General features: G+C 57.1%; 8 protein-coding genes. 5 read left to right on the forward strand and 3 right to left on the reverse strand.

The window, feature by feature from the left end; genetic code table 11:
* The first annotated feature begins 90 nt into the window (after positions 1-90).
* A complete protein-coding gene (locus ACIX8_RS18855) occupies positions 91-1,014 on the forward strand; it encodes a ferritin-like domain-containing protein (RefSeq protein ID WP_014266976.1) in 924 nt (307 codons plus the stop codon).
* Positions 1,015-1,584: 570 nt separating this feature from the next.
* Here ACIX8_RS18855 and ACIX8_RS18860 read toward each other — a convergent pair.
* From ACIX8_RS18860 to ACIX8_RS18870, 3 genes are all read right to left on the reverse strand, one after another.
* Positions 1,585-3,246, reverse strand: coding sequence for a TIGR03118 family protein (locus ACIX8_RS18860; RefSeq protein ID WP_014266977.1), 1,662 nt, complete (start codon positions 3,244-3,246; stop codon positions 1,585-1,587).
* Positions 3,247-3,790: 544 nt separating this feature from the next.
* A complete protein-coding gene (locus tag ACIX8_RS18865; RefSeq protein ID WP_150110671.1) occupies positions 3,791-6,154 on the reverse strand; it encodes a glycosyl hydrolase family 95 catalytic domain-containing protein in 2,364 nt (787 codons plus the stop codon).
* A gap of 153 nt (positions 6,155-6,307) precedes the next feature.
* Positions 6,308-8,590, reverse strand: a complete 2,283-nt coding sequence (locus ACIX8_RS18870) for a GH92 family glycosyl hydrolase (RefSeq protein ID WP_014266979.1) — start codon at positions 8,588-8,590, stop codon at positions 6,308-6,310.
* Positions 8,591-8,899: 309 nt separating this feature from the next.
* On the opposite strand from ACIX8_RS18870, the gene ACIX8_RS18875 reads away from it, so the two are divergent.
* From ACIX8_RS18875 to ACIX8_RS18890, 4 genes are all read left to right on the forward strand, one after another.
* Positions 8,900-10,171 carry a GRP family sugar transporter gene (locus ACIX8_RS18875; RefSeq protein WP_223295385.1) on the forward strand — a complete coding sequence of 424 codons (1,272 nt, stop codon included), beginning with the start codon at positions 8,900-8,902 and terminating at the stop codon, positions 10,169-10,171.
* Between the two features lie 75 nt (positions 10,172-10,246).
* Positions 10,247-11,281, forward strand: a complete 1,035-nt coding sequence (locus ACIX8_RS18880; RefSeq protein ID WP_014266982.1) for a LacI family DNA-binding transcriptional regulator — start codon at positions 10,247-10,249, stop codon at positions 11,279-11,281.
* A gap of 325 nt (positions 11,282-11,606) precedes the next feature.
* Positions 11,607-12,476 (forward strand): inositol oxygenase family protein, encoded by an 870-nt coding sequence (locus ACIX8_RS18885; RefSeq protein WP_014266983.1) that lies wholly within the window; start codon positions 11,607-11,609, stop codon positions 12,474-12,476.
* A 92-nt stretch (positions 12,477-12,568) separates the two neighbouring features.
* A complete protein-coding gene (locus ACIX8_RS18890; protein WP_014266984.1) occupies positions 12,569-14,980 on the forward strand; it encodes a glycoside hydrolase family 2 protein in 2,412 nt (803 codons plus the stop codon).
* The last annotated feature ends 23 nt before the right edge of the window (positions 14,981-15,003 follow it).

Here is a 15,003-nt window from a genome sequence, read left to right on the forward strand (position 1 = left end):
TGAAATAAATTGCCGTCTCTTGTCTGAAATAAATTGCCATCTCCCGTGTTTCTCAGACAGCAGTTTGATGTAACCCAAGGAGCACTTCCAATGGCAGGTAAGACACAGGCACCGGAGTTCGAGCAGATAACAGTCGAGCAGGCAAAAGCGATCCGCGCTGAGCGGACCCTAAACCGTAGAAGATTTATGGCCGGGCTTAGTCTTGCTGGCGCTGCGGGGAGTATGGCACTTCTGGGCGGATGCGGTAACTCGCACTCGAACGGCTCGTCCACCGTGATGGCGGCCGGCCCTTCAGAGACTGACGTTCTGAACTTCGCACTGAATCTCGAGTATCTTGAGGCAACGTTCTATTCCTTTGCGACTCAAGGTACCGATCTCCCCTCCAACCTTACCGCGGGCAGCGGAGCTATCACTGGAGCTCCAAGCGCAAAGATTGCATTTCCCAACCAGCAGATCACCGATATCTTCAACGAGATCTTCTTCAACGAAATGTCTCATGTCGCAGATCTGCAGTCGCTGATCGGCAGCGGCCATGTTGCACGGCCGGCCCTGGATCTATCGGCAGCTGGCCCCGTCACCTCGGCCAACATCATCACCATCGCTCGTCAATTTGAAGATGTAGGCACAACAGCCTATGCAGGGGCCACCGCTCTGCTGACCGGAACGAACCTCGCCTATGCGGCGCAGATTCTGGCGGTAGAAGGCTTCCAGGCAGGCGCATTGCGTCTGATCGCCATCCAACAGTCAGCCCCCTTTGCTGCAGCCGACTCTCTCGATGTTCCTACCAGCGATCCCGGCGCGGAGGTACTGGCAACCCAGGGTCCAACCGCAGCCGGTGGCTTCTTCGCTACCTCCGGCACAGCCACGGCAACGACCTCTGTGCCGCTCGCGACAGCTTTCACGCGTAGCACCTCACAGGTCCTTCAGATCGTCTATAACGCTGCTGGCAAGACCGGCGTATCCAAAGGCGGCTTCTTCCCCGCAGGCCTGAATGGAAATATTGCAACCAGCTAGTTACTTCCTTTTGTAATTTTGCCTATCTCTATTAAAAATCGGTAATGGGCCACAGCGTAGCTACTCGGAGCTACGCTGATTTTTTTGCTAGCTCGCGCCAGATGGGAAAACTCCCCGTAGCATTTCGGACCGCCACTCGTACGAATGTGATGAGTGTTTAATTCGTTGAAGCACCAGCGTTACCCCTTGGCGCAAAGCGCAAACCGTGACGCTTCAGCGTCGCGGGACGGAGGGAGCCGTAGCCTTTAGGCTACGGAATAAAAGGCCGAACAAGAATTGGGCTTTAGCCCCGGGCCTTTTGGTCGCAGCCGAAAAAAGGCCCGGGCCTAAAGGCCACATCTTTGCCAAGCCTGAATTTCGTAGCCTGAAGGCTACGGCTCCCTCCGTCTCCCTGATGCTGAAGCATCAGGGAACGCGCTTCGCGCTGTGTTGAACTGACCATCATCCTCCAATAAACTCATGACTAACAGCACCAGAACGATTCCCATAGAGAACCACTTTCGTCATTAGTTAAAAACTTGGCGGGAGGAATCCAATGGATTCCTCCCGCCAAGGTCACGTTATTTTTGTTTAGTCGACAGTAAGTGCAACAGGGATCGTATGCGTTGTGCTTCCAGCCGTGGCGTTGATCGTGATGTTGGTCGTCACGGGCGCAGCCGGAGGAGGAAGGCTCTGGTCCTTGCTCGAAGAACCGCAGCCAACTACACCAGCGGACATCAGAACAAGCGCAAACGCCAGTGCTGTGCCTCGCAGAAGCATCGACCGGCGGCGAATGCCGAGAAGCGCCAACAGTCCGAGCGGCCCTACAAAAGCCAGGGTCAGACCATAGCCCGCTCCATGCTGCTTGAGCTGCGCCATGCCGGTGCTCGCAGTAGCGGCTGTAGCAATGGATACGGCTACTGCTGTCGCCGTGGTGCCGGAGACAGAGACCCTTGTGGGGCTGAAGGTGCAGCTATCGCCCGTCGGCAGACCGGAGCAGGAGAACGTCACCGGGCCACTGAACCCATTTATTCCCGCCAGCGATACATTGACGGTGCCGCTCTTTCCATTCGAAACGGTCAGCGCTGTCGTGCCGGACTGGAACGTGAAATCCGGAGTTCCTACCGGAGGCCCTGAAACCGAAATCTCTCCAAACAGACCATCCTTGGTGCCGTTGATACCAGCCGAGAAGAACAGAGTATTCGGGTCGCCCACATTCTTGGCTCCGAAGACAATCTCCCACAGACCGCTATTCGTGATTGCGTTGCCATCCGCATCCTGCAACTGGCCCTTCAAGGCAAAGCTGCTTGGATCGAAGGCGTTGATCGTTCCATCTCCGAAGTTACCCACGAGGAGATCGCCGCTGAAGCTGCCGAAGCCCGCAGGCGCAATGGCCATGCCCCACGGAGCATTCAGGTTTCCCGCACTGATCGCTCTCTGAATAAGGTTTCCGTTGACATCGAATACATCGACGAAACCAAGGCCCGCACCCACTACTCTCTTACCCGTGGATGGATTGACCTCTGTGTAGTCGACATATACATTCCCCGCAAGGATGTGCACAGAGAAAGGAGAGAAACCGGCCGGCAACGCAGGATCAGCAAAGCTTCCTGCAAGATGGGCTGGAGCGAAGTTCTTATCGAATACATCAATTCCTCCGCCGGGGATTTGATTGGCAGCCAGCAGGAAAGTGCCTGTTGGATTTGTGTCGATGGCGATGCCCGTATATACGGCCTTTGCAGCCGAGTTATTGACTACTGTCACAGCCGCCGGCGTGGTGGAGTTCCACGCGGCAATCGTGCCGTCCAACGTGGCAAAGATAAATTGCGCAGCCGTATTGCTCGGAATTTGGAATACAGTCGTATCGCCATTGAAGACTACGCCCGTCGGCTCTCCATGGGTCGAAGAGGCAATAGCCGGAGGAACAGCGACCGTAAACTGCTGGTTCCCCTGAGAGTCATCGATCAAAGAAAGACCGCTTGTAGGTGAATCGATCCAGAAAGCCTTGCCGATGGCGATACCCCACGGATTAGTAAGGTTCGGATCTGTCTTATTGGCTGCAACAGCGCCGTCGGAGACGATATTAGTCTGCGTGTAAGTGCTCGTCTGCGCGAAAGAGCCGAGAGGGCACAATGCGGCGACCGCCGAGAACAACAAAGATAAGGCAAAACGAGTGGGGGATTTCGTTGCCACACTCGAAAAGGTGCGAAGGCGACGGCCTGTTGGCCGCAGCACTTCATTGCTATAAGTCATGAAAGCTCCTGAAGAGTAACTCGATTGTTTTGAAATAGAGCCACCCGGAAACTCACCGGTCGGCGTCTCGTATGTAGAAACAACGCAGCGAGTTATTTATTCCAAAATAGTTGGAAGTTGAAAATATTTATTTCTGCGTTAGTAGGTGCAGATAAAAGAGAGCGCCCTTAGGCGCTCTCGATAGAAACCTTCCGCAGATTTTATTTGCCAGCTATCTCCAGGTGCTCTTGTACACCCTTCACAGAGACGTCATCCTGAGCGTAGCGTCCCGGCTTTTGGGGACGCGGAGTCGAAGGACCCCGAAGGTTGCGGTCTTGCCTATATCCTTCGCGCCTTCTCCACCTCAAGCGCTCTAGCCTTCGTGCTGGAGAAGGTCCCAATTTCCTGGGCGAGATCGAGTCCCTCGGGGTCCTTCGACTGGGCACCTCGCAAAAGCGCGAGGCGCTTCGCTCAGGATGACGATTCTGTGGAGAGTCCAAACAAACTATTCGTTGTCCCCGAGTCCTCAGACACTACCTGCAACCAGAAAACCCACGACCTTTGACTATCGAGCAATGCCGATCGTACGGCTACCCAAAGACTTCGGCGCTACCGCCCTTGCTCCAGAAACGGGTTCGAAACGCAGAGTGCTCTTCCCGCTCGCCGGGCGAATGAGATAGCTGGTCGAGTCCTGGGGCGAAAACTGCAGTACCCTGGCCGAACTCGCGGGCACTACTACCGCTGAGGTTCGTGCATTGACCACTTCGACACTCTCGCCAGGCCAGGGATTGCGAACCTTTAGCGGCGATGCGGAACCCGCATCGATCCCAACGGTAACAAGCTCGCCGTCGTAAATCTGTACATGCACTCTATTGCGGTGCTGAACGAAAACCGTTCCGTCCGCACTCCAATCCTTCGGCCAGGCAGGAGCAATCCGGATCAGCCCATCGTAATCCTGGACGAGAGCAGTCTGAATGGCATCGGCAACGACGCCGATCTGCTCGACATAGAACTCAGGCCCCACAAGGGTCGCCAATCCTGAGGGGTAGATCTGGTATCTCTCCGTCAAGGCCAGCGCACTCGATTTGAATTCCTCCGCAAGCCCCAGGCGCGCAGCCTGAACAGGATCGGCGCTCCAATCGGCTTCATTCTTCTGGGGACGATTAAGGAAGGTGCGTACGCCGAGAGCATGCAGCGGTCCTTCATCTCCAATCAACCCATATGGCCACACCGGCTCCAGCCCGATATTTTCAGAGTTATGGCTCGGGGCTGCCGGATCGCCACTGGCGGCAATCACAATGTCTTTTCCGTCTGCATCCGGCGCTGCCAGCACATTAGGAGAAGCCAAGCTGATCCTTGCGAGCGGCGACAGCTTAGGAACATCCTTCTTCAACTGTTCCACCACTGCATCGTCAATCTTCAACAAACCTGCCGCTTCGATGACCGCAGGGAAAAGAGCCTGCATCGCCGAGACGTCGGTCGTGGGGTCATGGACATCCCACTTCGTCTCATGCGCATTGGAGGGGAAGGTATGGAGCGACCCATCAGCGCTGTGCGTTCCATAGGCTAGATAAAAACGAGCAGCCTCTCGCATCACGGGATAGTTCTCGCGCAGGAAGTTCAAATCGTCCGTAAACAGAAATTGCTGCCAGATCCACAGGGATACCTCGGCTCCGGTCGAGATCGTGCGTGCGTTGTAGTACGGCTTGGAGTCTTCGCCACAGTTGATCGCGGCAGCAGGGATCCAGGTCTCATTCTCAAAGCCCTGACCGTTGAACCGCATCGTTTCAGGCACGCAGATTCCAGCCCGGCCGCCCATATGCTTTTTAGTCCAGACCAGCACGGCGTTGAGATTTTCCCGGTAGAGGTTGAAATAAGAGTCGTTCAGATCAAGAACACCGGCGCCGAGATTCGCACTTACCTGCATGCGCAGATTCCAGTGCCAGTAAGCGGAAGGCCCCCACTGGTGCTCATCGCGAATGGAAGAGAACAGATCGCCGATGCCGGCCTGCGCCCCAGGCAGCCTGTCACGGCTCTCAGCCGCAGCCGTAAAGAGGTCGATCGTACGCAGGTTATTGAGGTACTCCGCAGTGTGATCGTGCGAGGAGACCTGGATCAACCCTACCCGCTCCCAGTACTGGTTCCACCAGGCACGGTGCTCACTCGATGAAAGCTTCTCAACTCCGGCAAGCAACTCCGACGCCGTGCTGAGCGCATCGCCGCCGCGCCAATGCGGCGCACCTGCAAGAACACGAAACGATCCATCGGCTCGCGGATGAAAGCTTACTTTAATCGCAAGGCCATCCTGCTCGACGTGAAGGTCGGTCCCATCAACAGTCACCGCGGACAAGGAACCAAAGGTCTCGCCGCTGGCTCCAGCCTCCTCATTGTCCACCCAGGTCTCCGCGAGCACGCCGATGTTGCCCTTCTGCAGCACCTGAGGCTTACGCGGCGACCAAAGCTTGAGCTCCACCGTCTGCAAGCTCTTGGGGTCTGCACCCTTCACCTCGACCACCAGCGCATCGAGCTTCTCCGCCACATACGTGACGGCACTCATGCCGCCACCCTGCTCCTGAAACTCCCCGTCATAGAGATCCAGACGCGCGGAGTAGTCGCTGGCCTGCGTCAGTCTCCGCAGCCCAGGAATCACAAGCTGGCCTGGAGACAGGCGGTGCGGAAAGGTATCGCCTCGATTGAGCTGCACGGTATAGCCATCCTGGGCCCACACTGCGGCACCGAGGCGTCCATTGCCCAGCGGCATCAACTCCCGAGGCAATAGATTCGGCCGCTGAAGAATAATGTCCGAGCTTCCGACAACGCTCTTCGGGTCGACATGAAAACGGCCGTCCTGCCACGCGGTTGTCGTCTCTTTCGTCTGTCCAATCAGAGGCGCAGCAGCCAGAACAGCCAACGAAGAGGCAAGGACCATGTGTCCGACAGCTCTCGGTAATAAAGCAGAAGACCATGGAAAACGCATGTAACCGGATACTTTCAAAATAAGGCGGAACATGGACATGTCGAGCACAGTTGGATCTCCTTGTACCTTTTCAATCGTTGCTTCCTGATGCGAAAAGCCTACGCTCTACCGTTTAGAGGCATCACTTATCGACACAGGTTTCCAGTCGGCAGCCCACCGTGAGGGAGCCGGCCCCATCACCATCTTCAGCGAAGCGCCAGCCTCGATATCGTCAAACCGAAGCACTGGAGTGGTCAATGGCTTACCGTTCAGAGTGACCGACTGGATATATACATTCTTCGCTGAATTGTTCTCGGTCGAGACTGAAAAGGTCTTCCCGTTCGTCAGCCGCAACGACATGCGTCGAAAGAGCGGGCTGCCGATCATGTAGTCGCCGGACGCAGGATTCACCGGATAAAACCCAAACGCGGTGAAGATATACCAGGCAGACATCTGCCCACAGTCATCGTCGCCGTCGATGCCTCCCGGAAGATTTGCATACTCCGCCGCGGCAATCTCCCGCACCTTCGCCTGCGTCTTCCAGGGTTGTCCGCTGTAGTCATAGAGATAGCCATAGTGATGACTTGGCTCGTTGCTGTGCACGTTATGGTTTCCTGCAAAGTGCTCGTCCAGCCTGGCGTTGTAGTTGTCTCTTCCACCCATAAGATCGATCAGGCCAGGAATGTCGTGCATCACGGCCCAGGTGTAGACCCAGGTAGTTCCCTCCGTCCAACCTTCGTCCGGATTCGCCCATGACCCATCGGATCTCTTGCCCTGCATGAACCCGGTCGCCTTATTAAAGAGGTTCTGGTAGTTCAAAGAACGGTGCAGGAAGTACTCATACTCCTTGTTCTTACCTAAGGCCTTGGCTAGCTGCGCCACGCACCAGTCGTCATAGGAGTCTTCCAGCGTGCTCGAGGCCGCCTCTGCCGTCTTATCGGTGGGAATATACCCCAGAGTCTTCAGGTAGGTAAGCCCGGCCCGCGCCTCGTAAGGAGTGTGCGGTTCCCTGTCGGCCCACCGCCTTGTCGTGTCCCCATCCGGTGGCGTCATCGCATCTTTGTACACGGCGTCCCAGGCAAGCTGGTAGTCGAAGCCGTGAAAGTGCTTTTGCACTGCCTCTGCGACCAGTGAGTCGGCATGGGTGCCGATCATGATGTTGGTGTAGGAAGGGTTGGGCCACTTCGGCATCCATCCGCCTTCCTTGTAGTCCTGCAGAAGCGCCTGAATCATACCGTCGATCCGCTCAGGGGCGATCAGCGTCAGCAGGCTGTGCTCCGCCCGAAAGGTATCCCAGATGGAGTACGCGGTATACGATTCCCCGGCATGAACCGTGTCGTCAAATGCACTGTAGTAGTGACCATGTTCCGAGAAGAGCCGCGGATAAAGCAGCGCGTGGTAGAGGCCGGAGTAGATGATCTTTCGCTGGTCTTCCGTAGCGCCTTCGATAGAAACACGCTCCAGCTTCTCGTTCCAAGTCTGTCGCAGCTTGAGTTGAACAGCCTTGAAATCCCAGTCCGGAATCTCGAGCTTCAGATTCTCACGCGCCTGCTCGATGCTGATAAAGGAGGTACCCACCCGGGCCTCGACGATCTCCCCTTCAGCCGTTTTAAATTTCGCGTAAGCACCGATGGCGGAACCCGCCTGCGCAGGCTCCATTCCGTAGGTACCGGAGCCCTGGAATGCTTTGCGAAACTGTACGACAAAATACCCTTTGAAGTGGGACAGCTTCAAAGGCCCCAGGTGGGCGTCCATCCGGTCGGGATTGTAGCCCGTGATCTCATTTGCGGCAGCATCGACATGGGCAAAACCGGGCACACCAGGACGCGCAGCCTCCACCATGACGAGGGATGATTCATTGGCCGGGAAGGTAAACCGCAGATAGGCGCAGTGGTCTGTGGCCGTCATCTCCGTGCGAATTCTTCGCGACTTCCCGGCCTGCATCGATACCGAGTAGTAGTCCGGATGCGCGATCTCATCCGCATGCGTGAAGGGCAGCTTGCGCGCCTCAGGGCTGGTCTTTAGCTCATCCAGCTCGGGCATCAACGCAACATAGCCATAGTCCCCCATCCAGATGGCAGGCTGGTGGGTTCCCATAAAACCGGAGATCGCCGGATCGCTATATTCGTAGGAGGTAACGCTGATCTTGTTCTGACGTGTCTGCGGAGTCCAATCCGTCATGCCAAAGGGCGGAGTGACAAAAGGCATCGTGCCCCCATAACCGATAGCTCCCTTGCCAGTGCCGACGTAGACATTCACCTCATCAATCGCCGTCTTTTGCGCTCTCACATGAAGAACAGGCAGAAGCACAAGCGCCGCGAGGAGCGCCCCGCCGAACGGCGACAGGAAAAGAAGAGTAGCTCTCTGCTGGAGGCACATGAAATCACTTGCCGCTGCTGACAGTCTCATTGAACCCTTTCAATGCGGAAGGTTGTTCCCGAAATCACTCGACACATTGACAGCCCCGCAAGTGGCTTATAAGGTTTATCACGACGTAAGCGGTTACTAATTGCGATTCCGAGAGTAGCACAGGAGATTTCGACACATGGCTTTTCTGCGAAGCACCAGGACCGTCCTTACCGACAGCCATTTTCTCGTGCCGTTCGTCGTGCTTCTGGCCGGAATCGTTCTTTTGGTGGTACTGCACTAAGCACTCGTGCCTAAGCATAAATCTATCCATCCCACGAGGTCGAACGAGTGGCAGCTGAGATACAGAAAGTGCGAAACGAAATCCACTCCCTGCATATCCTGGGAGTGATCTGCGGCCTGGTGGCCGGCGTCTGGCTTGGAGCCGCGGAGGCCCCGGTAAAGCTGGTGACCGCAGGATACTCTCCTTTCGCCATCTCCCTCTGCATGGTGGCTGGTGTCTTCACCGCCCGGTGGACCTTTCCCACGCTGCTCAAAGGAACCGGCTATGTCTTCGCCGACCTGATGGAGAAGAAACACCTCATCGTGTGGGCGATCCTGGCGGGTGCGCTCTGGGCAGTCGCCAACACCTTGACGGTCTTTGCCGTCCGCGATGTAGGCCTTGCCGTAGCCTTCCCTCTCTGGAACACGAACTCCCTCTTCGGGCTGCTCTGGGGCCGGCTTCTCTTTCGTGAGCTGGAAGGGGCAAGCAACAGGAACACCGGCAAGGTTGTCCTCGGCGCGGTCGCTATCGTGATTGCGGCCATCATGCTGGGCTTCAGCACCCTTCACGGATCCGGGCCGCAGGCCGCGCACAGCATCCGGGGATTCGTCGCGGCTATCGGCGCAAGCCTCATGTGGGGAACGATGTATGTCCCCTATCGCAAAGCCTATCTCAGCGGCATGAATCCCCTGTCCTTCGTCACGGCCTTCACCATCGGCGAACTGGGAACCGTTCTGATCCTCACGCTCGCTCTCGATGGCGGAACGCACTCGACAGCCTTTCAGCTCTTTCATATCCGAGGCGTACTGTTCTGGCTCTTCCTTGGCGGCTTCGTCTGGGTCATCGGAGATCTCTTTCAGCAGTTCGCGGCGAAGTATCTCGGCATCAGCCGCGGAATCCCTCTCTCCAACACGAATCAGCTTTGGGGACTAGCATGGGGTGCTCTGGTCTTCGGAGAGTTGGCGACGGCCAACAGCGCTCACAAGCTTTTGGTGCTGGCCGGATCGGTGATCATGATCCTGGGAGCGCTCTCCATCAGCACCGCCGTATCCTCGGGACGGGAACACACCTCGCGGCACGAAGCCGTGATGCGCGAGTGCGATCGCTACGGGCTGGACTACTACCGCACCCTGGCGGCGCTCGGAGGAGAGGAATTTGGCAGAGAAGGTGACGAGCGGAAGCGCTGGTGGGATTACCTGATCGTCCTCGTGGCAACCGGTATCTTCGTCTGGCTAGGCCTTAGAGCCGTGGTGCCACCCCTGAAGATGGACTTCGCGTGGGTCATAGGATTAAGCGTGGTACTCCTGGCGTCGCTTGTTGTGGGAACCTGGAGTCTGTGGCGCTGGACACGCTTTTCCTAGAGGACGACTCGCGGCTTTGTCTCGCCCGCACAATCTAGTACTTTGGATGATTCGATATTTAGAAGGGGGCTGGGCATGGCTGTTCGACTGAAAGATATTGCGCAGGAGCTTGGCGTCTCCGTTGTAACCGTATCCAAGGTCCTGCGCGGCAACTCCGACATCGGCGATGCGACGCGCAAGCGAGTGCTGAAGCGGATGAAGGAGCTGAACTATCGCCCCAACATGCTGGCTCGAGGTCTGGCCAACGGTCGAACTTACACGGTTGGCCTGGTCGTTCCCGATCTCGTTCACCCCTTCTTTGCCGAGTGCGCCAAGGCTCTGGGCGGCGTCCTCCGCAACAGCAATCGGGCATTGATTCTTGCCTCGTCGGAAGATGATCCCGAGATCGAGAAGCAGGAGATTCGAGCGCTGATCAGCCGTGGCGTCGATGTCCTGATCATTGCCTCCTGCCAGTCCGACCTGCGGAGCTTTCGCCAATTGGGAGACGAAGTTACACCTTGCATCTTGTTCGACCGCAACTTCCCCCACCTGAAGGCCCACTTCGTCGGTTCTGACGACACGCGCGTAGGCGAGTTGGCGACGGAACACCTCATCAAGATCGGACGCAAGCGCATTGCGCACATCGGGGCGAAGGACACGAGTCCTGCTCTCGATCGGCTTCGCGGATACCGGAACGCTCTGGAGAAACACGATCTGGCTTCCCCTTCTAAATACGTGGTGATTCGCGATCGCCTGGAGGAGACGGGAGACCTGATCGGCTTTGAAGCGATGCAGCAACTGCTGCAGCTCAAATCTGTGCCGGATGCCGTCTTTTGCTACAACGATCTGACAGCAGTGGGAGCCACTGATGCGATCTTGCAGGCTGGTCTGCGCGTTCCCGAAGATATCGCGTTGATCGGATGCGGAAACTTTCGCTACGCCAAATACCTGCGCGTCCCACTCAGTTCTATCGATCACGGCACTGCAGAGCTGGGCCGAATCACGGGAGAACTGGCACTTGACCTCTCAGAAAAGAGGGAAAGAAAGCCAAAGAGCATTCTCGTCCCACCGACCCTGGTCGCACGGCATTCAACTGTGGGAGACGCGGCGCGCCCTAAAACAAAGAAGTAATAGCCAGGGCAATCGCAGTTGCTTTTGCATCTCTGGTTGTCATTCCGAGCGAAGCGAGGAACCTGCTGTCTCCCGTCTTTTGCCAATGCCACCACAAGCGTTATGCATCAGCTCAAACCTGGCTCCAGTTCTATCTCATAGTTTTCTATGTGACACGAACAAAGAACGGGAGACAGCAGGTTCCTCGCTTCGCTCGGAATGACAACCAGAAAAGCAAAGGCAAAAACAACTGCCACATTAGGTCTCGCTCTCCAGTTGCCAACATTCGTCTGTTCCCCCTATAGTTACCGGTAACGCAGTTTGCGAGGCGTCCAAGGGGGACACGATGGAAACGGTTGCGGATACAAAAATTTTTACCGATGCTCCATTGAAAGACATCGACGAGTGGGATGAGTTTCTTGTCGGCCGTTACCAGGAAGGCAAGACCGAAGAACAGTTCCGGCAGTATGACGCGCAGGCTAACCCCGGCGTCGCAGAGTTCTATCGCCTGAACCACCAATATCAAACGCTCGACTACGTCCTGGCCAAAGAGAAGCAGTACTTCGGCCTCGACAAGGGAATGAAGAGCATCTGGGAAGCCGCTGAGTTTCTCAACACCCTGGTGGATGACAGCGATCCGGACACGGACCTCACCCAGATCGAGCATCTTCTGCAGACCTCGGAAGCCATCCGCAAAGACGGCCATCCGCGCTGGTTTGTACTGACGGGATTCATTCACGATCTCGGCAAGGTGCTCTGCCTGTGGGGCGAGCCGCAATGGGGCGTTGTGGGCGATACCTTCCCGGTCGGGTGCGCCTACTCGGATCAGATCGTCTATCCCGAGTACTTCAAGGCCAATCCTGACTTTCACAAGCCCGAGTACCAGACGAAGTACGGCATCTACGAACCGAACTGCGGGCTCGAGAACGTCCACATGTCGTTCGGTCACGACGGCTACATCGGCGAAGTGATGAAGAACTATATGCCCGAAGAGTCGCTCTACATGCTGCGCTATCACTCGTTCTACTCGGCGCATCGGCACGGCGCCTACAGGCACCTCATGAGCCAGCACGATGTCGAGATGCTGGAGTGGGTGAATAAATTCAACGTGTACGACCTCTACTCCAAAGGCCACACGAAGCCTGACATAGCGGCGATCAAGCCTTACTACGACGACCTGTTCGCCGAGTTCTTTCCCGCCAAAATCGCCTGGTAGTCATAAAGGCCGCAGGGGCGTCTCCTATACGGGACGTCCCTGCGGCCTTATCTTGATTGATAGTCTCTTCTCTATAGGTCGACATCCTCTTTATGCGCAGACGTGACTTCATCAAGACCAGCGGTGCTGTGCTTACCGCAGCCGCTTTTAAAAGTTCTTCCCTCCTGGCCTCCGAACCTGCCCAGTCCTCGCGGGCGATTCTGCCGATCAACCGTGGCTGGCGCTACAAGGCCGCTGCGATTGACGGAGCGGAGTCTATTGGCTTTGACGACGCAGGCTTTGAACGCATCGTCCTTCCGCACACTACGGTACGGCTGCCCTGGCACAACTTCGATGACCGGGCCTACGAGTTCAAGTCCACCTATCGGCGTCGCTTTCAGTACCCGCCCAACGCCTCCGGCAAGCGCGTCTTCGTTGACTTTGAAGGCGTCATGACCGCCTCGACCGTGTGGATCAACGGCCACGCACTCGGAGAGTACAAGGGCGGCTTTACTCCCTTCTCCTTTGAGCTCACGCCTTACCTGCGCACCTCGGGAGAGAACTTGCTCGTCGTGCAGGTCGACTCGACCGAGCGCAACGATATCCCTCCCTTTGGCTATGAAATCGACTACATGACCTTTGGAGGCATCTATCGCGAGGTCTCGCTTCGTGTCGTCCCTGAGACCTTCCTCGATAACATCTTTGCCAAGCCCAAAAACGTACTCAGCTCGTCCCCCTCTCTCGACGTCGATTGCTTTCTTGCCGGCCGCTCAACGCAAAGAGGCTCTCTTTCGCTTGAAGTCGAACTGCGGGACCAGGATCGTGTAATCGCAAAAGGGACCCAGATCGTGCAGCCGTCGGAGGCCGGCGATCCCAATGCCTCAATGGATCCAACGACCAATGCGCCGGTCTATCTAAGCACCGAAACGGCACGCGACTCGGCTCGGCATACGGTAACGCTCTCCAATCTCAAGGGCATCGAGCTCTGGCAACTGGAACAACCGAAGCTGTACACCGTCCACGTGAAGCTCCTACAGGAGGACCGCGTCGTCGACGAGGACACTCGGCGAATCGGATTCCGCGAGGCGATCTTCACCGACCATGGTTTTTCACTGAACGGCAAGATCGTGAAGCTCAGAGGCCTCGACCGCCACCAGACGTTCCCCTACGTCGGGCAGGCGATGCCGGCGCGAGCGCAGCGTCAGGACGCGAAGATCCTTCGCCACCAGTTGCACTGCAACATCGTACGCACCTCGCACTATCCCCAGTCGCGACACTTTCTGGACTGCTGCGACGAGATCGGCCTGCTGGTGCTCGAAGAGATTCCCGGGTGGCAGCACATCGGGCCGGAGCCGTGGAAAGAGATCGCGATCGATAACGTGGGGCGCATGATCCGCCGGGACTGGAATCACCCGTCCATCATTCTTTGGGGCGTTCGCATCAATGAGTCCAAAGACGATCACGATTTCTATACCCGCACCAACACGCTGGCCCACGCGCTCGACACGACGCGGCAGACCGGCGGGATTCGCGCCTTCAAGGAATCGGAGCTGCTCGAAGACGTCTTTACGATCAACGATTTCGGCTTTCCCCTTCGCGAGCCCAATCATCCTCTGTACCTGAATACCGAGTTCGTGGGCCACACCTATCCCACCAAGACGACGGACGATGACGAACGCCAGCGCGAGCACACACTGCGCCATGCGCGAATCCACAACCAACTGGCGTCGAATCCGCAGTACGCGGGCGGCATTGGCTGGTGCGCCTTTGACTACAACACCCATGCCAACTTCGGCTCCGGCGATCGCATCTGCTACCACGGGGTGATGGACATCTTCCGCGAGCCCAAGGCCGCCGCGGGATTTTATAAATCGCAGTGCGATCCGGCAGAGGAGATCGTCCTGGAACCTGCCTTCCATTGGGCAAAGGGCGATGAGTCCGTCGGCTTCAAGAAGGCACTCGTCAGCACCAATTGCGACCATCTCAAGTGCTATCTCCGGGAGAAAAGCGACCCCTCCAACCCATGGAAGCTCCTTGTAGAGGTCGATCCCGACCGCACGGAGTTCGCCCATCTCAAATACCCTCCGTTCGCATTCGATCTGGACACCCTCGACAACAAGAACCTCACCTTTCGCTGGGGCGACCTTCGCATCGACGGCTACCTCAACGGCAAGCAGGTGATCTCCCGAACGCTCTCCGGCAATGGGATCGACAGTAAATTCATGCTGTTGCCTGACGATCAAGTCCTCTGGGCGGACGGTGCGGATGCCACGCGAGTTGTCCTGCGCGTGACGGACGAGTTCGGCAACGTCCACCCCTCGGCAAACGATCCCATTACCTTCAGCCTGGAAGGCCCAGGCGAGCTGATCGGGGACAATCCCATCGCTCTGGTCGGCGGAACCTGCGCGGTCTGGGTGCGGGCCCGGGAAGCGTCAGGAGTGGTCAGGCTTACAGCGCAGCATCTGCGACTCGGCTCCCAGACTGTAGAGATCAAGTTGAACGCCGCTGCCCCGGAAGCGGTGTAGTTAGAGCAAATCTCCTGTTGCCG

It is taken from the genome of Granulicella mallensis MP5ACTX8 (assembly GCF_000178955.2).
Lineage (GTDB): Bacteria > Acidobacteriota > Terriglobia > Terriglobales > Acidobacteriaceae > Granulicella > Granulicella mallensis.

Excerpts from the sequence above, each read along its gene's own strand:
- ACIX8_RS18855 (WP_014266976.1), top strand. The coding sequence starts at position 91 with ATGGCAGGTAAGACACAGGCACCGGAGTTCGAGCAGATAACAGTCGAG.
- ACIX8_RS18860 (WP_014266977.1), bottom strand. The coding sequence starts at position 3,246 with ATGACTTATAGCAATGAAGTGCTGCGGCCAACAGGCCGTCGCCTTCGC.
- ACIX8_RS18865 (WP_150110671.1), bottom strand. The coding sequence starts at position 6,154 with ATGGTCCTTGCCTCTTCGTTGGCTGTTCTGGCTGCTGCGCCTCTGATT.
- ACIX8_RS18870 (WP_014266979.1), bottom strand. The coding sequence starts at position 8,590 with ATGAGACTGTCAGCAGCGGCAAGTGATTTCATGTGCCTCCAGCAGAGA.
- ACIX8_RS18880 (WP_014266982.1), top strand. The coding sequence starts at position 10,247 with ATGGCTGTTCGACTGAAAGATATTGCGCAGGAGCTTGGCGTCTCCGTT.
- ACIX8_RS18885 (WP_014266983.1), top strand. The coding sequence starts at position 11,607 with ATGGAAACGGTTGCGGATACAAAAATTTTTACCGATGCTCCATTGAAA.
- ACIX8_RS18890 (WP_014266984.1), top strand. The coding sequence starts at position 12,569 with ATGCGCAGACGTGACTTCATCAAGACCAGCGGTGCTGTGCTTACCGCA.